The 18885-nt window shown below is 63.7% G+C and carries 20 protein-coding genes; 12 read left to right on the top strand and 8 right to left on the bottom strand.

Annotated elements, in window-relative coordinates; all coding sequences use genetic code 11:
- Positions 1-3: 3 nt before the first annotated feature.
- Together GGR38_RS04630 and GGR38_RS04625 are read right to left on the bottom strand one after the other, a co-directional pair.
- Complete coding sequence (locus GGR38_RS04630) at positions 4-1140, bottom strand: efflux RND transporter periplasmic adaptor subunit (RefSeq protein ID WP_343058982.1); 1137 nt, start codon at positions 1138-1140, stop codon at positions 4-6.
- A 125-nt stretch (positions 1141-1265) separates the two neighbouring features.
- Positions 1266-2306 (bottom strand): NAD(P)H-dependent flavin oxidoreductase, encoded by a 1041-nt coding sequence (locus GGR38_RS04625; RefSeq protein WP_183623183.1) that lies wholly within the window; start codon positions 2304-2306, stop codon positions 1266-1268.
- 192 nt (positions 2307-2498) lie between these two features.
- Between GGR38_RS04625 and GGR38_RS04620 the strand changes: the two genes are divergently transcribed.
- The 7 genes from GGR38_RS04620 (at position 2499) to GGR38_RS04590 (ending at position 10009) form a co-directional block, all read left to right on the top strand.
- Positions 2499-4769 carry a TonB-dependent receptor gene (locus GGR38_RS04620; protein WP_183623182.1) on the top strand — a complete coding sequence of 757 codons (2271 nt, stop codon included), beginning with the start codon at positions 2499-2501 and terminating at the stop codon, positions 4767-4769.
- Between the two features lie 91 nt (positions 4770-4860).
- On the top strand, positions 4861-5004 hold the full coding sequence (locus GGR38_RS04615; RefSeq protein ID WP_183623180.1) for a hypothetical protein: 144 nt from the start codon (positions 4861-4863) through the stop codon (positions 5002-5004).
- 1 nt (position 5005) lies between these two features.
- Positions 5006-5809: an aliphatic sulfonate ABC transporter substrate-binding protein gene (locus GGR38_RS04610; RefSeq protein WP_183623178.1), complete on the top strand. Its 804-nt coding sequence runs from the start codon at positions 5006-5008 to the stop codon at positions 5807-5809.
- A complete protein-coding gene (locus tag GGR38_RS04605) occupies positions 5806-6360 on the top strand; it encodes an alpha/beta hydrolase (RefSeq protein ID WP_183623176.1) in 555 nt (184 codons plus the stop codon). Before GGR38_RS04610 ends, GGR38_RS04605 begins: the two co-directional genes overlap by 4 nt.
- Positions 6361-6484: 124 nt before the next feature.
- Positions 6485-8821, top strand: a complete 2337-nt coding sequence (locus tag GGR38_RS04600) for a TonB-dependent receptor plug domain-containing protein (protein WP_343058981.1) — start codon at positions 6485-6487, stop codon at positions 8819-8821.
- 177 nt (positions 8822-8998) lie between these two features.
- Positions 8999-9505 carry a DUF6644 family protein gene (locus GGR38_RS04595; RefSeq protein ID WP_183623174.1) on the top strand — a complete coding sequence of 169 codons (507 nt, stop codon included), beginning with the start codon at positions 8999-9001 and terminating at the stop codon, positions 9503-9505.
- A gap of 27 nt (positions 9506-9532) precedes the next feature.
- On the top strand, positions 9533-10009 hold the full coding sequence (locus GGR38_RS04590) for a hypothetical protein (protein WP_183623172.1): 477 nt from the start codon (positions 9533-9535) through the stop codon (positions 10007-10009).
- A 94-nt stretch (positions 10010-10103) separates the two neighbouring features.
- Here the strand turns inward: GGR38_RS04590 and GGR38_RS04585 are convergent, their stop codons facing one another.
- The 4 genes from GGR38_RS04585 to GGR38_RS04570 are packed head-to-tail and all read right to left on the bottom strand — an operon-like array spanning position 10104 to position 12608.
- Positions 10104-10508, bottom strand: a complete 405-nt coding sequence (locus tag GGR38_RS04585) for a DUF6152 family protein (protein ID WP_183623170.1) — start codon at positions 10506-10508, stop codon at positions 10104-10106.
- A gap of 11 nt (positions 10509-10519) precedes the next feature.
- On the bottom strand, positions 10520-11335 hold the full coding sequence (locus tag GGR38_RS04580) for a hypothetical protein (protein ID WP_183623168.1): 816 nt from the start codon (positions 11333-11335) through the stop codon (positions 10520-10522).
- Positions 11332-11757, bottom strand: a complete 426-nt coding sequence (locus tag GGR38_RS04575; protein ID WP_183623166.1) for a DUF6152 family protein — start codon at positions 11755-11757, stop codon at positions 11332-11334. The genes GGR38_RS04580 and GGR38_RS04575 overlap by 4 nt, the downstream gene beginning before the upstream one ends.
- The gene (locus tag GGR38_RS04570; RefSeq protein ID WP_183623164.1) at positions 11757-12608 is read right to left on the bottom strand and encodes a hypothetical protein; all 852 of its coding nucleotides are present in this window, start codon (positions 12606-12608) and stop codon (positions 11757-11759) included. The genes GGR38_RS04575 and GGR38_RS04570 overlap by 1 nt, the downstream gene beginning before the upstream one ends.
- A gap of 167 nt (positions 12609-12775) precedes the next feature.
- On the opposite strand from GGR38_RS04570, the gene GGR38_RS04565 reads away from it, so the two are divergent.
- Positions 12776-13507, top strand: a complete 732-nt coding sequence (locus GGR38_RS04565; protein WP_183623162.1) for a c-type cytochrome — start codon at positions 12776-12778, stop codon at positions 13505-13507.
- A gap of 36 nt (positions 13508-13543) precedes the next feature.
- Here the strand turns inward: GGR38_RS04565 and GGR38_RS04560 are convergent, their stop codons facing one another.
- Both GGR38_RS04560 and GGR38_RS04555 read right to left on the bottom strand, forming a co-directional pair.
- Complete coding sequence (locus GGR38_RS04560) at positions 13544-14209, bottom strand: peroxiredoxin-like family protein (RefSeq protein WP_183623160.1); 666 nt, start codon at positions 14207-14209, stop codon at positions 13544-13546.
- A gap of 108 nt (positions 14210-14317) precedes the next feature.
- A complete protein-coding gene (locus GGR38_RS04555) occupies positions 14318-15151 on the bottom strand; it encodes a LysR substrate-binding domain-containing protein (protein WP_183623158.1) in 834 nt (277 codons plus the stop codon).
- A 287-nt stretch (positions 15152-15438) separates the two neighbouring features.
- Between GGR38_RS04555 and GGR38_RS04550 the strand changes: the two genes are divergently transcribed.
- Genes GGR38_RS04550 through GGR38_RS04535 form a run of 4 tightly spaced genes read left to right on the top strand, consistent with a single transcriptional unit; the run spans position 15439 to position 18875 of the window.
- On the top strand, positions 15439-16230 hold the full coding sequence (locus tag GGR38_RS04550; protein ID WP_183623156.1) for an ABC transporter permease: 792 nt from the start codon (positions 15439-15441) through the stop codon (positions 16228-16230).
- A gap of 4 nt (positions 16231-16234) precedes the next feature.
- The gene (locus GGR38_RS04545) at positions 16235-17035 is read left to right on the top strand and encodes an ABC transporter ATP-binding protein (RefSeq protein WP_183623154.1); all 801 of its coding nucleotides are present in this window, start codon (positions 16235-16237) and stop codon (positions 17033-17035) included.
- Positions 17032-17652: a cysteine dioxygenase family protein gene (locus tag GGR38_RS04540; RefSeq protein ID WP_183623152.1), complete on the top strand. Its 621-nt coding sequence runs from the start codon at positions 17032-17034 to the stop codon at positions 17650-17652. Before GGR38_RS04545 ends, GGR38_RS04540 begins: the two co-directional genes overlap by 4 nt.
- Positions 17649-18875, top strand: coding sequence for a rhodanese-like domain-containing protein (locus GGR38_RS04535; RefSeq protein ID WP_183623150.1), 1227 nt, complete (start codon positions 17649-17651; stop codon positions 18873-18875). Before GGR38_RS04540 ends, GGR38_RS04535 begins: the two co-directional genes overlap by 4 nt.
- Positions 18876-18885: the final 10 nt, after the last annotated feature.

Raw genomic sequence — 18885 nt, 5'->3', positions numbered from 1 at the left:
GGCTTAGCCCTCGACCTTGACCGCAACGGGGTGGACGCTGGCGCCTTCCTGCGCCTTGTCCGTCCCCTCCACGATCAGACGATCCCCGGCCTTCAGTCCCTTGGTCACCAGCCAGCTATGGCCGACCGCTTGCGCCACGGTGACGTTGCGCAATTCGACCTTGTTCTGGCCATTGACCACCAGCGCGGTGGCATTGCCGCGCGCGTCGCGCGTGATGCCCTGCTGCGGGGCAAGGATGCCATTGGGCAGCGTGCCTTGCGGCGTGATGACTTTGACAAACATGCCAGGCAGCAACAGGTTCTGCGGATTGGGAAAACGCGCGCGTAGGGTCACGCTGCCGGTGGTGGCGTCGACATTGACCTCGCTGAATTCCACCGTGCCGGGCAGGGGATAGGCGGTGCCGTCCTCCAGTTGCAGCTTGACCTGCGCCTGTGTGGGCAAAACATCCTTCTTGGCCAGCGCCATGCGCAGGCGCAGCAGGTCGGTCGAGCTTTGCGTGATATCGACATAGATCGGATCAAGTTGCTGGATCGTGGCCAGAGCGGTGGTCTGCGCGGCGGAGACCAGCGCGCCCTTGGTCACGCTGGAGCGGCCTATGCGCCCTGAAATCGGCGCATAGACCTGCGTAAAGCCCATATTGACCCGCGCCGTGGCCAGCGTGGCGGCATAGAGATGGACATTGGCCCGCGCGGTGCGCGCGGCGGCCAGCGTGTCGTCCAGATCCTGACGGCTGACGGCGGTGGGATCGCTGAGCGATTGATAGCGTTTTGCCTTTGCCTCGGCATTGGCCAGCGTGGCCTGCGCGCTTTCCAATTGCGCGCCCGCCGAATTGACCGAGGCGCGATAGAGGCGGGCGTCGATCTGATACAAAGGCTGTCCGGCTTTCACCATCGAGCCTTCGGCAAACAGGCGGTTCTTGATGATGCCATCGACCTGTGGGCGCACGTCCGCCGTGGTGGTGGCGGCGGTCCGCCCGGTCAGTTGCGTTTCGATGGTCACAGGTTGAGTCGCCAGCGTCACCACCCCCACATCGACCACCGGCGGCGCCTTGTTCTTGTCCTGCGCCCCGCATGCCCCCAGCGCGAGGGAAAGCGAAAGCAAGGGAAAGACCAGGTTTTTTGCGCGGAAGGGCACAGGCACGGGGGCAACTCCTGAAGGCAATTGACGTAGGGGGCAATGCTCCAGATGGTAGATTGTGCTGCGGCGCACAAATTTTTTAAGGTCGCAAAATGCTGTCAAATGTAACAATTTGTGCGATGCAGCACCTAACGTCGGATTTCCCGTCTGATGGTTTCGACCAGCTCGCCCGCAGGCATGGCGCGGGCCAGCGGTGCGCCTTGCCCCGCCCATTGCGCGCCAAAGCCATGCTCGCCTTTCTGCTTGGCCGCCGCGTTCAGCGCTTTGCCCGCATCATAGGCGATGGGGTAGGCCGCCGGGCGCGCGTCGCCATCCAGCGTGGAAAAGCGATTGGCCAGACAGCGCGCCGGACGCCCTGAAATTGCCGAGGTAAAGCGCGTATGATGCGCCGCATCGCTCATCAACGCGGCGCGATAGGCAGCGTCAGCGCCGGATTCGGGACAGGCGATAAAGGCGGTGCCCAATTGCGCCGCCGCCGCGCCCAGTTCAAGCGCCGCGCGCACCCCCGCGCCATCCATGATACCGCCCGCTGCGATCACCGGCAGGCGGGTTTGCCTGACCAGCAGGCGGGTGAGGGCGAAGGTGCCCAGCGCGTCATCGGGCGCATCGGGGTCGAACATGCCGCGATGGCCGCCCGCCTCGATCCCCTGCGCGACGATCACATCGATCCCGGCGCGCTCGATGATCGCGGCTTCGGCAGGGCTGGTTGCGCTGGCCATCAGCAAACATCCCGCCCCGCGCAGCGCCGCCAGCATATCGGGCGCGGGCAGGCCGAAATGAAAGCTGACCACCGGGGGCCGCTCGGCCAGCAGCGTCGCGAGCATATCGGGATCGTCGGCAAAGCTGCGATAGATGATGCGCAGGCCGGAGGGCACCGGCGCGTCAAATTCGGCAAACAGCGGGGCCAGCGTATCGAGCCATGCCGCCTCACGCACGGGATCGGGCCGGGGCGTGGCATGGACGAAGAGATTGACGTTAAATGCTGCCTCGGTCTGCGCCCGCAAGGCATGGATCATCGCGCGTGCGCCCGCCGCATCGGTGGCCCCCACCCCAATCGAGCCCAACGCCCCGGCATTACACACCGCCGCCGCCATTTCCGGCGTGGAAACTCCCGCCATGGGCGCCTGAACAAGCGGGATCGACAGGCCAAGGCGAGAGAGCAGGTCCATGGCGCGATTATGGCCCTGTGGGGGGCGGGGGTAAAGGGGCGGTTGAGGGCGTCAAATATAAATAACAAATAAAATCATATTTCTATTAATCGACCCGGTTTAGCAATCCTCGTTAATGTAAATCATGGGTCTGGGTTACCCGCCATCACACGAAATACTGAAATTTTCGGAGTTGATATGGCGTTTCCTCGATTGACTGCCCATGCCCTGCTGCCCCTTGGCGGTATTATCGCTATGGCGCTTGCCTGCCCTGCATGGGCCGCCGAAACCGCCAATGAGGCCGATGGCGGCGGGGTAGGCGATATTGTCGTGACCGCGCAAAAACGCGCCGAGCCTTTGCAGCGCACACCGATTGCCGTGACCGCGATTGGCGGCGATTCCATTGAGCAGTTGAAAATCTCGACCTTCCGCGACCTGTCGGGCGGGCGCGTGCCGGGCCTTTTGGCGCCCAAGCGTTCGACCGCGCAGACCACCCAGCAATATTCGATCCGCGGCATTGGCGAGACCGACACTTATCCCGAACCGGCCGTGGCGGTCTATATTGACGATGTCTATCTGGCGCGCACGGTCGGTTCGCTTTACGATACGCCCGATCTGGAGCGGGTTGAGGTGCTGCGCGGGCCGCAGGGCACGCTCTATGGCCGCAATTCCAGCGCTGGCGCGATCCGCTTCATCACCAAAGACCCCACCGCCAAGCCCTCGGCCAGTTTCAGCGCCACGCTGGGCTCGTTCCGTAATGTCGATCTGAAAGCGCGGATCAATGGCGCGATCCTTGACGATGATAAGCTGAACGGCGCGCTGACCGTGATCCGCCATACGCGCCGTGGGTGGCAGCATTCGGTGCCGCTCAACCGCGATGTCAATGACACGGACCTGACCGTGCTGCGCGGCAAATTGCAGAGCAAACCCGCGCCGGGCCTGACGATCACGCTGGCGGGCGATGCGATGTTCGACCGCGCCACGCAGAGCTATTACACCCCGGTCAACCAGCCCGACGGCATCCCGAACACGGGCAATCCCATCAACCCGGACCTGACATGGTCCTCCACTCTGCCCTATAACCGCACCACCAGCTATGGTGGATCGGCCACGGTGCAGTGGGAGATCAACCAGCAGTTTACGGTCAAATCGGTGACCGCCTATCGCGGCCTGCACGGGCCGATCTATTATGACAATGACGGCGTGACCGCGATCAAGGGCGACAGTCTGGCCCAGTTCTGGCAGCACCAGTTCACGCAGGAATTGAACCTCAACGGCGAATTCGACCACTGGAATTTCGTCGCGGGCCTCTATTATTTCTCCGAAGAGTTTCACAACCACCGCCTCAGCCAATCGGCAGGCGCGGCGGTCGACAATGTCGGCACCGTTACCCACACCAACAACTGGCTTAACACCACCGCATGGGCCTTGTTCGGACAGGCCAACATCCATCTGACCGATCGGCTGACCGCGACCGTGGGCGGGCGCTGGACCACCGAATTGCGCAAATTCCGCAATATCGGCCAGACCGGGCGCAGTTGGGGCCTGCATGATCCGCAGGAGTGGAATTACGATCCCGACTATTTCTTCCTCAAATATCCCACCGGAACCAGCGCCGCCTCCTCGCTCACCTCCTTTGACGTGACGGCGACGCCTAAGCGTTTCAGTCGCTTCACCCCCAAGCTGGGGCTGCAATATGACTGGAATAAGGCGATCTTTCAGTATGTTTCATGGTCGCAGGGCTTCAAGAGCGGGGGCTATGACCTGCGCTCGGTGACGGCCATCGGGTCGGTCACGCCCTATTTGCCTCAGATCACCACGACCTATGAAACGGGCCTGAAAACCCGCCTGTTTGGCGGCAAGGCGACTTTCAATCTGGCCGCCTATTACAATGATATCTCCGATTTTCAGGTCCGCGCCACCAGCACGGCGGCGCTGGGCGTGGTGACCAACCAGCTTATCAACGCGGGCAAGGCGGCCAGTTGGGGCGGCGAGGCGGAATTGACGCTGGCCCCCACCGACAATCTGACCATCACCGGCAGCGCGGCCTATCTGAAAACAAAATACCGCACCTTTACCGCCACCTTGCCCGCCAATGTTGCGGGGCGGACCACGCTGGTCGGTCTGGACTTTCCCTATGCGCCGCGCTGGCAATTCGGGGCCTCGGTCAATTACCGTGTGCCGGTCGACCTGCCCGGCGCGCTGCGGATCGGGGGCGATGTGCAATATGAAAGCAGCCGCTATGCCGACCTCTATAACACCCCGCAATTGCAGGTCCGTTCGCAGACCTATGTGAACGGCACGATCAATTTCGCCGCGGATAAGGGCAATTGGAGCATAGGCGCCAATGTGCGCAACCTGTTCAACCTGCGCCGCGCGCAATTCGGCGGCTATTCGCCCACCAATGCCGGGCAATATCCCTATTACTATCTGGCCTATAACGAGCCGCGCACCTTCAACATCACTTTGAGCAAGAATTTCTGAAGCCAGCCCGCTCTGGCTTGAGAAATCCCCATTGGACGCCGCCTTGTTTGCGCGGCTTCCTTTGATCCCGATATCCAAGGAGTCCGTCACGATGAGCAGGAAACAACCCGCCCTCTGGTTGCTGGCGCTTTTGCTGCTGATCGGCGGCGGTTGGTGGTGGGGGCAGCATAGGGCGGGCGGCGCGCGGAACGCCACGCTGATCGTGGGGGATCAACGCGGCGGGAGAGCTGGATAATGTGCCCTATCGGATCGAATGGGCGCTGTTCCCCGCCGCCGCGCCCTTGCTGGAGGCGCTCAATTCAAGGGCGGTGGATCTGGGCGGCATCGGGGGGCAACCTTTCGCCTTTGCCTATGCCTCTGGCGCAAAGATTAAGGTGGTTTATGCCGGGCGGTCGATCACGGGGCGCAGTTCGCATGCCTCAGCCATTGTGGTAGCCGCCAATTCGCCGCTGCACCGGGTCGAGGATCTGAAAGGCCGCCGTTTGGCGACGATCCGGGGTTCGGCGGGGCATGATCTGGCGCTGCAATTGCTGGAAAGCCACGGATTGAGCGCCGGGGATGTCCAATGGGTCTTCCTCAACAATGCCGAGGCCAAGGCGGCGCTGGCCCATGGTTCGATCGATGCATGGTCCACATGGGGGGCCTATACCGGCTATGCTTTGTTGAAAGACCATCAGCGCGCGCTGGCCGATGGTTCGCAACTGCCCGCCGGGGCCGGTTTCTTTGCCGCCACCGATCATGCGATTGCCGACAAGCACGCCCAGATCGAGGATTTCACCCGGCGTCTGGCGCGCGCGCGGCTGTGGGTGGCGGGGCATCAGGATCAATATGCCGCCGTGCTGGCCAAGGAAACGGGGCTGCCGGGCGATGTAGCGAAATTCTCGATCGGCGATCTTATCACCGCGCCTGTGCCGGTGGATGACCGGTTGAAGGAGGAGCAATTAGCCATCCTCGGGCGTTACCAGCGCGCCGGGATCATCAAGACCCTGCCCGATCTGAACGGAGCCTTTGACAGCTCCTTCCCCGTGGATGGCAAGTGAGCGAACCACGGCTCCTGCTGCTGCGCGGCGATGATGATCGCTTTGCGCGGCGCTGGCTGCGCGACTGGCAATGGCGCTATCCTCAGGCGGAGCCTGTCGAACTGGGCCTATGGCACAGGCCCCATCGCAACACCTGGATCAACCGACTCAACCACGCGCTCAACGGCGGGCAGGGGCCTGCGGTGGTGGTGGCCGAAGGGCTGGCCTGTCTCGCGCTGGCATGGTGGGCAGCCTATGAGCCGGAGGCGGCGGGCGGCGCGGTCAAGGGCGCCTTGCTGATCGACCCGCCCGATATTGAGCAGCCCGAAAACGACCGCCGCCTTTTGTCCCTCATGCCGGTGCCGCGCGGGCCTTTGCCCTTTGCCGCGATCCTGCTGGCCACCCGCGCGCGTGATGAGCAGGAGTTGCGCACGCTCTGGCTGCTGGCGCGCGACTGGCGGTGCAATTTCGATACGGTGGGCGGGCCTGATGTGCTGCGCGTGCCATCGCCCAGCCCGGTGCAATCGCTGGGCCAGCATTTCCTGACGCGGTTTTTGCACGGCGATGGTTGAGCATTGCCAATAAGCAGATTGAGAAATCTAAATATCTGATTTCATCAATGAAAATTCCAAATCCTTGTTAAACACCGCCGCGCCTTCCCGCTATCGCTGAACCCCACAATCATTGGGGGTTTCCATGCGTAATATTTCTTGGCTGTCGGGCTTGCTGGCCGGCGCTTCTCTGGCCCTTCCGCTAGCCGCCCATGCTGAAGAGGCCGCCGATGCTCCTGAGGGCGCGCCGATCATCGTGACAGGCACACGCAGCGCCCCGCGCCGCACCGTGGCTGACAGCCCGGTGCCCATCGACGTGATCGGCCCGCAGGAGCTGAAGGCCACCGGCCGCACAGGCCTTAAGGAAATTCTGGGCAATCTCATCCCCTCGCTGACCATGCCCGCGCTGGGCGGGGGCGGCACGTCGGCCAGCGTGCGCCCGATCTCGATCCGGGGCCTGTCGGGCGATTATCTGCTGGTGCTGGTCAATGGCAAGCGCCGCCACACGACTTCGCTGATCAACAATCTCTCGCGCGTATCGGGCGGTTCGACGCCGGTCGATATTGACCTGATCTCCACCGCAGGCGTGGGCCGGATCGAGGTTTTGCGCGATGGCGCGGCGGCGCAATATGGCTCCGACGCGATTTCGGGCGTGATCAACATCATTCTGGACAGCAGCAAGCAGGGCGGCGAATTCACCCAGACCGCCGGGCAGCTTTATGAAAAGGGCGGCGCGCTGTTGCAGCAGACGCTCTCATGGGGCGCTGGGCTGGGCGATGGCGGCTTTGTCCACCTGTCCGCCGAGGGCAAATATCATGATGCGGCCAAAAGCTCGGCCTTGCCCGTTCCGTCCATCTATCCGCTGGTCAATGGCGCGCCCGATGCGCGTGAGGCCAGCGCCAACCATCTGATCGCGGGCGGCTATGGCCGGTCGAACCGCGACAAGATCATCAACACCTCGCTCAACGCCGAACTGCCGCTGGGGCGTGTCACGGCCTATACGTTCTCGACCCTGTCCTATCGCGACATCAAGGATGCGCGCGGATCGCTCTATCCCGCCGCCACCGGCTATGGCGGACAGACCAACACGCTTGGCCTTTCCTCGCTGCCCCAGATCTATCCTTCGGGTTTTCAGGCCTATCGCCGGATCTGGGAATGGGATTATCAGGCCACGCTGGGCGTAAAGGGCGAGTTGGCCGGATGGGCGGCGGATCTTTCGACCAGCTATGGCACTGACAATGTCCGGCTGGGCGCGGAAAACACGCTCAACCCCTCGCTGGGGCCGAGCAGCAAGACCAGCTTCTTCATGGGCCGCCAGAAACAGACGCTGTGGGTCAGCAACCTTGATCTCAGCCGCGATTTCGCCGTCGGTCTGGCCGCGCCTTTGTCGGTGGCGGTGGGCGTCGAACAGCGCTGGGAACGCTTCCAGAATCAGGCGGGCGAGCCGGACTCCTATCGCGATGGCGGCTATATCATCCCGGCCGACAGCACGCCTTTCGGCACGCTCTATGGTGGCCGTTCGCCCTCGCCGGGGCTGGTGTCCTTTAGCGGCACCTCGCCGGCGGACGCGCGCTCCATCAGCCGGGGCAATGTTGCGGCCTATGTCGATCTGTCCACCAATGTGGTCAAGGCATGGTATGTCGGTGTTGCGGGCCGGTTTGAACATTATACGGACAGCGCCGGGGATACGGTTTCGGGCAAATTCTCCACCCGTTACGAGATCCTGCCCGGCCTTGCTCTGCGCGGCGGGGTGAATTCCGGTTTCCGCGCCCCCTCGTTGGCCCAGACCGCCTTTTCCACCACGCAGATTACATCCACGGTCAGCGGAGGGCAGGTTTTGACCACCACCTCGAAATTCCTGCCCGTGGACAGCGCGGCGGCGATTGCCCTTGGCGCCACGCCTTTGAAGCCGGAAAAGTCGCTGAATTTTACCGCAGGCCTGACTTTTGAGCGGGGCGGGGCACGGTTGACGGTCGATGCCTATCAGATCGATGTCGACAATCGCATCGTCAAAACCGAATTCCTCGGCACGGCGGCCAATGGCGGCAGCGCGATCAAGGCGATCCTGGTTGCCAATGGCATCACCGGCGTGGACAGCGCGCAATTCTTCACCAACGCCATCGACACGCGCACGCGCGGGGTGGACGTGGTGGGCGAATATAACTGGCGCACCGCGGCCATCGGCAATTTCCGTCTGAGCGCGGCCTATAGCTATAACGAAACGCAGATCCGCCGCATTGCGGGCCAATCCCGCCGCGCTGTCGGGCCTGTCGGTCACGCTGTTCGGGCGTCAGGCCCAGCGCGATCTGCTGGTCGCCACCCCGCGCAGCAAAGTGGTGCTGACCGGCGACTGGAGTTTCTCGCGGCTTCATACGCTGCTGCGTCTGACGCGCTATGGTCAATATACCGAAAGCAGCAATGTCGCCTCGGGCGACCGCACTTTCGGCGCCAAGGTCATCACCGATCTGGAGGCCTCTTATGACCTCTCACGCCGCGTTTCGCTGGCGGTCGGGGCCAACAACCTGTTCGATGTCTATCCGGACAAGAACGGCATCGTCGCCTCGGATGGTTCGGGCCTTTACGGCAATTTCGCCCCCTTTGGCCTCAGCGGCGGCTTTTACTACGCCCGCCTCGGCGTCAAATTCTAAAAGGATCCGGCATGTCTCTTCTCGTCGATTTCGCCGCATGGCTGGGCACTACCTCGCTCTCGGCGCTGGTCATCGGCCATGACTGGCTGGTTCCGGCCATTCAGGTGGTGCATATTCTGGCCGTGGCGGGGGTGCTGATCGCCTCGCTGCATATCCATCTGCGCGCGCTGAACCTGCTGGAGCGCGATGTGGCGCAGGAGCAGGTGGCGGCGCGCTTCCTGCCGATCCTTTGGGGCGCGCTGGGCGTGCTGGCCATCACCGGCCTGCTGCTGATCGCCAGCGAGCCGACCCGCGCGATGTTCCGCACCATCTTCTGGGTCAAGCTGGTGCTGGCCTCGGCGGCTTCGCTGGGCACATGGGCGCAGGGGCCGCTGGCACTGCGGTTCAACACGGGCGGCGTGGCGGCTGCGCCTGCGCAAAGGGCGCTGGCGGTGGCCACGCTGCTGGTCTGGCTGGCGGTGATCTATGCGGGGCGCTGGATTGCCTATGCCGATGCCTGGGCCGGGGCGCCTGCCTGAAAATTCTGTTTTCGAAAGGTTATCCTGATGTCTCTTCAATCTGTGGCCCTGTGGCTTTCGGAAACCCCGCTGGCGCTGGAACTGGCGGATTCAAACTGGCTGTTCGGCACGGTCGAGGCGCTGCATGTCGCGGCGCTGACGCTGGTGATCGGCTCGATCGCGCTGGTCGATCTGCGGCTGATCGGGGTTGGCCCGGCGCGCGGTACGGCGCAGGAGGTGCTCGAACGGCTGGTGCCTTTCACGCTGGTCGGCTTCGGCTTTGCGTTGGCCAGCGGCAGCGTGCTGCTTTTCGCCAATCCGATTGGTTACTCGGAAAACTTCTGGTTCGCGGCCAAGTTCAGCCTGCTGGCGCTGGCCGGGATCAATGCGCTGGTGTTCCATCTGTTCGCCCAGCGCAAACTGGCCGAGCCGGGTTCGGTGATCCCGCGTATTTCGGGCGCGATCTCGCTGAGCCTGTGGCTGGGCATTGTGATCGCCGGCCGCTGGATCGGCTATACGCTGTGACGCAAAAAAGGGGCGGATGCCGGAGTGGCATCCGCCCCAAGCGGGACGCGGCGCGGGAAAGAGAAGAACCGCGCCGCGTGAGGGATTGCGTGTTTCAGCCTCCCGGCTTCTCGATCTCGACCAATCGCGCCTGCAGGACCTGCCCGGTGGACAGGATCGTCGCTTTACGAAAACCCCCGCCCAGCGCGCCATCGCGCAGCGGGTTGACCTCGATATCCACCTTGTCACCCACTTTCAGCGACTGGCGGCTCCAGCCCAGACGGGTCAGATTGCCCGGACTGGTCAGCTCCACTGCCCAGACGCCATGCTTGACCGGCCCCTCCTGCACCTCGACAAACAGCGAGACATGCGGGTTGACCCAACGATAGCTGCTGATCGTGCCGCGCAGATTGACCACTTTGGTCTGGTCAAACATGGCAAAGCTGTGATGCGCCAGCGAGGGGGCCGCGATTGCCAGCGTGGCGGCCAGCGCGCCTGGGGAGAGGATCTTCTTCAACATCGCCATTGCTCCTATTTCGTGGGGGCCACCACATTGCCGTCGGTCGATTGCGCCACCGGGCGCCATGCCGGATTGCCCCATTTGTCCGTGGTTTCTTCAAAATCGCCCTGACGGCACACGCCCTCGACGATCTCGAAACTGCGCGCGCGTTTGCGGGTGAACAGGCGGCGGGTCTGCCATGGCCGCGTCAACACGGCGGGCGCGGTGATGGTCAGATCGACCGCCAGCGTATCCGGCCCGATCAGATGGAATTTCTGATCGACATGTGCGCCCTCGCCAATCGCGATGCCCACCGCTTCGGACACGGCCAGCCATGTCTGGGGCAGGATCGCGGTGGTGGAGACCGCCAGCGTATCGCCCTGCCAGACGCCGATATTATAGCCGTGAAAACTGGGGTCGGGGTCGGTGGGAGCCTTGCGCCCGTCGGTCCAGATCCGCACCAGCCGGTTGCCGTCACTCTCGCCCAGAATGGTCACGCGGCCCGGCGTTTGCAGGATCTCGATGGAATTATGGGTGATGAGATAGAAGGTCGGCACGCCATGAGGCAGGCAATCGAGCAGCAGCCCGCGCGGGCGGCCCGCCTTTTCCTCGGCGTCCCAATGGTCGATCTGCTTTTGCACCTCGGGCTTCCACGGCGGCGGATTGGTGTTCACCTGCGCGAACTGATCCGAGATCACCGGGAACCACGAACCGCTCCAGTCCGGGCGATGGGCCAGCTCCAGCCAGTCGCGGGCCGTGGGGGCGGGCGTGATCGGATCATTATCCGGAGCGGCCAAAGCGGGTGCGCCCAGCGTCAGCGCCAGCGCAAAGAGGGGCGCGCGGATCATTTGGGCGGCTGCTGCGAGGCGCCGGGGATGTTGAGCGCTTCAAGCACCTGCCCCGTGGCGGCGATGGTCAGCTTTTTGAACTGGCCCGCGCGGCGCCCGTCGCGGATCGGGTTGATCGAAACGATCACTTTGTCTCCCGGCTTCACCACATTGCGGCTCCAGCCCATCTTGGCCAGATTGGCCGGGCTGGTCGGCAATTCGAGCGACCACAGGCCCGGAGCATAGGCGCCCACCTGTCCTGCCTGAACCCACAGCACGGCATGGGGCGCGGTCCATTGGAATGTTTGGACGGTGGCCTCGAATTGCATCGGCTTGGAAGGATCGAACATCGAAAAACTGTGATGCGCGATGGCCGGTGTCAATCCGGCGCCCAGCGCAAGACCAAGCGCGGCGATGCAGCCCAGAAGGCGGCGAGAACTCATCATTTCTTCTCCTTGGGGGCCGCCGGATTTGACGCCACCGGCGGGGCGGCCTGATCGGGCGGCAGCGTGGCCCCGCCTTCGTCCTTGGGCAGCGGGGCAAAGATGGCGAGGCCGTCCTTGTCGGTGCTTTCGATAAAATCGCCCTGGCGGCACGAGCTTTCGACCAGATCGAATTTGCGCTCACGATGTCGGTTGAGCAGGCGGGTGGCATGCCAGGGCTGGGCCAGCACATGGGGCGCATCGACCACCAGATCGACCCGCGCCGTTTCCGGCCCGGTCAGTGTGATGCGCTCGACCACATGCATGTCGCCATTGTTGGGTATGCCCACGCCTTGCCCGGTGGAAATGAATACCTGCGGCAGAAAGCCCACCGTGTCGATCACCAGCGTCCGCCCCTCCCAATGGCCGATCGAATGGCCCGAAAAGGTGGGGTCGGGATCGGCGGGATGGGGGCGGCCATCGGTCCACACCCGGCGCAGGCGGTTGCCGTCCAGCTCGCCCAGAATGGTGATGCGGCCGGGCGTTTGCAGGAATTCGACCGAATTGAGCGTCTGGGTCCAGCTAGAGGGCAGACCTTCGGGCAGGCAATTGACCCAGATGTTCTGGGGCGTGCCATCGGCATCGAGCTGTTTGAGCCGGGCATAGATGGGGGCGATTTCGGCTCGCCATTGCGGCTCGGTGCTGTTGCCCGGCGCGTATTTGTCCAGCGGCCCCGGCGTCCACACGCCTGACAGATCGGGCTGGTCGGCAATGGCGGCCAGAGCGGCGCGGGTTGGCGCCGGGTTGACCGGTTCGGGCGGCGCGGCGGCGGCCAAGGTCGCGGACAGCAGCGTGGGAAGAAGAGGGAGCATGGGCGGGCCTAAACTCTATCGTAATTATTGAGAATATGGCTTTAGCGATCTCACGCCCAAGGGGAATTCAGATTTTCATCGAAGCTAATGAGGAAAACTTGGTGGACGCGCCGGTCCAGCGCCCTAGCGTTCGGGGCAAAATTTCCAAAGCGATGAAAGAATTTGCGATGATGCGTTCTACCCGATCCCTGCTTGCCCTCGCCAGCCTTGCGGCTTTGGCCGCCTGCGGTGCGGATCGGCCCAGCGCGGCGCTGGAGGCGGCCTCGGCCAATGCGATCTGGGATAATCCGAAGCTGCGCGCCGAGGCGATCAGGCTGGCCCCGCCGCTGTTTGCCCTGCATTGCGCGTCATGCCACGGCGCGGATCTGAAAGGGGCGCCCGGCGCTCATGCGCCCGATCTGACCGATGATCGCTGGCTGTTTGGCGGCGAGGACATTGACACGTTCAACATGAAGGCCAGCGATGTCGAGCAGACCATCCTGCACGGCATCCGCGCGCCCGATCCGAACACGCGCAACTGGCCCACGATGCCTGCACGCGGCGTGGGGCAAAGCCTGGAGCCGGACGAGATCGCGGCCGTCACCGAATATGTCCTGAAGCTGTCGGGCCAGCCTTTTGACGCCAAACAGATCCCGCTCGGCAAGGAGACGTTCGAGGTCGAGGGCGGGTGCTATGATTGCCACACGTTGCAGGGCTGGGGCGATCCGGCGACCGGGGCGGCGGATCTGACACGGCCGCGCACATGGCTGTTCGGGCGGGACCGCGCCTCGGTGGCGCAGACTGTGCGTGAGGGTAGGGTCAATTCGTCGCCCGCCTTTGCCGGCAAGATCAGCGCGACGGATGCCAAGATTCTCTCAGCCTATGTGCTGTCGCGGGCCAAAACGCTGCATTACAATTGAAAAGGGGCGCGACATGGAATCGCGCCCCTTTTGTAATCAGGCCGCGTTGGCCGCCTGCGTTTCGGGCAGATGTTCGAGGATCGCCTCACTCTCGGGGCGGTCCAGCCAGTCGGGGCTGACGATCAGGCGGCGCACCGTGGCATCGCTGTTCAGGATCAGCACGGCGGGCTGGTCGATCTCATAGCTGTTGGTGCCAAGAGTCGCGCCGATCCAATTGTCGCCCGGCTTCACCGCCGGTTGATCGTCGGGCAGGAAGGTGATGCCCAGCGCCCGACCCAGCGCATAATCGGGATCGGCGGCCACCGGGAAACTCAGGCCATGACGGTTGATGATGCCGCGATCGACCGGGTTTTGCGCGCTGACCGCGATCAACGGAATGCCGGCGGCCTTGAGCGCGGGCCACAGCGTGCGGTTGTAGTGCGGCAGCGCCAGATTGCAGGCCGGACAGCCCGCAAAACGGAAGAACACCAGCACCGCCGGACCATGGGCGATCAGCTCGTCGCGGGTCAGTGGGTTGCCGTCCTGATCGATCAGCGTGAAGGGCGCCACCATATCGCCGGGCTGGGGATAGGCGGCGGGATCGAAACGCGCGACCAGCGAGCGGCGCTGCCCGGCGTTGCGCTCAAGCTGCTGCGGCGCCCATGTACGTTCGCGTTCGGCCTGAAGCTCGGCATAGAGTTGGTGAAGGGTGGGTTGGGCCATGCTGATCTGCCTCTTTTTGCGGGTTCGAGGCGCTCAGCGATAATCCCGCCCCGGCCCCTGCGGACAGTGAGAAGCGGGGCGCGAGGGTTTAAGATTTGTCATAAGCGGTTAGAGCGCGACGACGATCTCGCGGGCCAGTTGCGCGAGGCGCGCGGTGGCCGGGTCGAGGCTGGCGGCGGTCTGCAACACGCAGGAGACGCGGGGCAGGGGGGCCAGATGCTCGATCTGCAAGGGTTCCTCGCTCAGGAACAGATGCGTGCGGCAGGTGATGCCAAGGCCCGCATCCACCGCCGCGCGCAAGGTGGTGAGATTGGGCGTTTCGACCGTGATGCGATAGGGCACGCCCGCATCCTCCAGCGTGCGGATTGCCGCCTCGCGAAAGCGGCAGGGCGGTTCAAGGACCGCGAGGGGCAGCACGTTCTGGCGCAGCAGGTCGGATTTGCCGTACCATTCCATCGCGGCATAGGCGATGGCGTTGGGATCATTGGCGGCCGCAAAGCCCAGCACGATATCAAGCTGGCGGCGTTCAAGCTGGGCCAGCAATTCGGCGGTTCCGGCGATGCGTGAATAGATCTGGGCGTCGGGATGCAGTTCGGCAAATTGCGCCAGCAGGCCGGACAGGAGTGTTTCGGCAAAATCCTGCACCATACCGATGCGCGCGGGGCCGGAAAAATGGCCCGCCGTGATGGCCGAAACCGCCTCATCATGCAGGATCAACACCTTGCGCGCATAATCGAGCATCAGATCGCCCGCCTGCGTCAGGGACAGGCGGCGGCCTTCGCGGTGGAACAGATTTTGCTGCAGCAATTCCTCCAGCCGCTTGATCTGGAGCGAGAGCGCGCTTTGCGTGACGAACACCTTTTCCGAGGCGTTGAGCATCGAGCCCGTGTCCACAATGGCGACGAAGCTGCGCAGCAGGTTTGTGGGCAAATTGACGGGCATGGATGTCCTCGAAAAGATTGCGGGCGGGCGGGCCGCCGGGGGGAATTGAGGGATCTTATGCCTGATGGCTTATTGTCAATCAAAATAGTAGAGATAAGTCGTGTAAAAGCAAATCTATTTCACCCTTTGGACCGATTCAAAACATTGAAAAACAGTCATTAAATCCGAATGATTTGCGTCCGAAACGTCTCATATGAGCCATGCTTATAGGTCGCGCCAATAACTCAATTGATCGAGTAGAGTTTTAGGGTTCTGGTGAAGCTCTTCCCGCCACGACGAGCTTTATCATGCCCCAATCCACCCAGCTTCACAGGCGCCTTGCCTCTTTGTTTTCAGGCCATTGGGTCTCGCCCGTGGTCTTTCTCATCCTGTGGGAGGCCGGTTCGCGCCTTGGCCTGATTCCCAAGAGCACGCTGGCCGCGCCCTCGGCGGTGATTGGCACTCTGGTCGAGATGCTGACCACTGGAGAATTGCCGGATAATCTTTGGGTGTCCTTCCTGCGCGTGGCGGCGGGGCTGGTGATCGGCCTGTCCATCGGCATCGCGCTGGCGCTGGCCGCCGGGCTGTCGCGTCAGGGCGAGGCCGCCATCGACCCCATCATGCAGATCAAGCGCACGATCCCCACATTGGCGCTCACGCCTTTGTTCATCGTGTGGTTCGGCATTGGCGAGACGCCCAAAGTGGCGCTGATCGCCTTTGCATCGATCTTTCCGGTCTATCTCAACCTCTATTCGGGCATTCGCGGCGTCGATGTGCGCCTGATCGAAGGCGCGCGCAGCTTTGGCCTGAGCAAGGCTGAGGTGATCTGGCACGTGATCCTGCCCGGCGCCTTGCCCTCGCTGCTGGTGGGGCTGCGTTATTCGCTTTCGGTGTCGATTCTGGTGCTGGTTGTCGCCGAACAGATCAATGCCTCGGCTGGCCTTGGCTATCTGGTCAACAATGCCCGCGACTTCATGCGCACCGACATCATCGTGGTCTGCCTGCTGGTCTATGCGGCGCTGGGTCTTGGCGCGGACGGGCTGGTGCGGCTGATCGAACGCCGGGCTCTGGCCTGGCGCCCCTCTCTTGCGGAAGGCTGAAATCATGCTGGCCGAAACCAATTTTACCGCCGCTTTCCCGGTGGCCGAACCTGTCGTCCGCCTGCGCGATTTTACCCGTAGCTTTGGCGCCAACACGGTCATCGACGGGCTGAACCTGTCGATCGCGCCGGGCGAATTCGTCGCCCTGCTGGGCCGGTCGGGCGGGGGCAAGACGACCTTGCTGCGCACGCTGGCCGGGCTGGACAGCGTGGGCGGACAGGATGTGCGGATCCCCACCAGCCGCGCCGTGGTGTTTCAGGATTCGCGCCTGCTGCCGTGGAAGAAGGTGTGGCGCAATGTCGCGCTGGGCCTGAAAGGGCCGGGGGTGCGCGAGCGCGCCGAGGCAGCCCTGAACGAGGTCGGCCTTGGCCACCGCATCGACGCCTGGCCCCTGACGCTTTCGGGCGGCGAGGCCCAGCGAGTCGCCCTGGCCCGCGCGCTGGTGCGTGAGCCTAAGCTCCTGTTGCTCGACGAGCCGTTTGCCGCGCTCGATGCGCTGACGCGGATCAAGATGCATGCGCTGGTGCTGGAATTGTGGCGGGTGCATCGCCCGGCGATCCTGATGGTCACGCATGATGTGGACGAGGCCGTTGCTCTGGCCGACCGCATCCTTGTGCTGGACGCAGGACGCATCGTGGCCGAGGAGCATATCACGGTCCAACGCGGCGAACGCGGCGATGTGGGCCGCGTGCTGCGTCAGCGCCTGCTGGGCCATCTGGGCTGCGAAGTCACCTCCGAGCATGTCGTCTCGGCGGTCGATGTCGGCGCCAGCATCGTGCCTTTCCCGCAAGGGGCATCGGCATGAGCGCGGCGGTTCTGGACCACCCGGTCAACACGTCAGCCAACATTGGCCGCCTGCGCGATTTCGTAACCGCGCTGGCCGCTCTGCTCGACCGTACCTCGGATGAGGCCGAAATCCTCGACAAGGGCGGCGCGCTGCTGGGCGATCTGGTCGCCCATGACGACTGGCTGCCCGATGCTTTCGCCGCGCCTTCGCCCGAGCGTTATCAGCAATATCTGCTTCATTGCGACAGCGCCGAGCGCTTTTCGGTTGTCTCCTTCGTCTGGGGTCCGGGTCAAGGCACGCCGATCCACGATCACACTGTCTGGGGCCTTGTCGGCGTATTGCGCGGGCGTGAGGAATCCCAAGGTTTCCGCCGCCAGAGTGATGGCACGGTGGCCCCGGAGGGGCCTCCGCTCTCGTTAAATCCCGGCGAGGTGGAGGCCCTTAACCCGGCCCATGGCGACATCCATCAGGTGCGCAACGCTCTGGCCGATACGCCCTCGATTTCGATCCATGTTTACGGCGCCAATATCGGCGCGGTCCGCCGCTCGACCTTTGCGCCCGGTGGCGAGGCCAAATTGTTCATCTCGGGCTATGCCAATGCGCTGGTGCCCAATCTGTGGGACCGATCCAAATGAGTGTTACCGCGAAAGACATCCGCAAGGCCTTGATCGCGCGCGAGGAAATCGCGCTGATCGACCTGCGCGAAGAGGCCGAATTCGCGCTGGGCCATCCTTTGTTCGCCGCGCAAATCCCATTGCGCCGGATCGCCACAGAGGCGCCATGGCGCATCCCGCGCAAGGACACGCGCATCGTCGTCTATGACAATGGCGAGGATCTGACAGAGGCCGCGCTGGTCCATCTGCGCGCGCTGGGCTTTACTCATGTCGAAAAGCTGGCGGGGGGCCTCTCGGGCTGGAAAAGCGCCGGCTATGAGCTGTTCGAGGATGTGAACAGCTACTCCAAGGCCTTTGGCGAATTGGTCGAACACCGTCGGCACACGCCCTCGCTGCCCGCGCAGGATGTGCAGGCGCTGATCGAGGAAAAGGCCGATATTGCCATCCTCGACGCGCGCCGGTTCGATGAATATGCGACGATGAGCATTCCTGGCGGCATTTCCAGCCCCGGCGCCGAACTGGTGCTGCGCGCCCGCGCCGCCGCGCCCGATCCCGACACCACGATCATCGTCAATTGCGCGGGCCGCACGCGCAGCATTATCGGCGCGCAATCGCTGGTGAACGCTGGCCTGCCCAACCGGATCTATGCCTTGCGCAATGGCACGATCGGCTGGACGCTGGCTGGACAGGATCTGGAAACCGGGCAGCAGCGCCGCGCCCCCCTGCCCGATGCGCCGTTGTTGGACGAGGCCCGCCAGAAGGCGCGCGAGGTGGCCTATCGCGCGGGCGTCAAGCGGATCACGCCGGAGGAACTGGACCACCTGCGCGCCGACAAAACCCGCACGCTCTATCAATATGACGTGCGCCTGCCCGAGGATTATGCGGCGGGCCACATCCCCGGCTTTCGCAATGCGCAGGGCGGGCAGTTGGTGCAGGAAACCGACCATTTCGCGCCCGTGCGGGGTGCGCGCATCGTGCTGGCCGACGATCTAGGCCCCCGCGCCGACATGACCGCCAGTTGGCTCGCCCAGTTGGGCTGGGAGGTCTACGTGCTGGAAGGCGGCGCGCACACCGAAACCGGCCCCGACGCCGCCCCCGCCCCGCGCGGAGCAGAGGGTCGCTACAAGCGCCCCTATGAAGGCACCGACAACGCGGCCGCCGCCATGCAGGCCTATCTCGACTGGGAATACGGCCTTGTCGCCCAATTGGAGCGCGACGGCACCCACGGCTTTTTCGTCATTTGATTTTGCGGAG

This window comes from Novosphingobium sediminicola, assembly GCF_014196525.1.
GTDB classification, from domain to species: domain Bacteria; phylum Pseudomonadota; class Alphaproteobacteria; order Sphingomonadales; family Sphingomonadaceae; genus Novosphingobium; species Novosphingobium sediminicola.
Note: the sequence above shows the minus strand (reverse complement) of the source record. Positions and strands in the feature narration are given on the sequence as shown.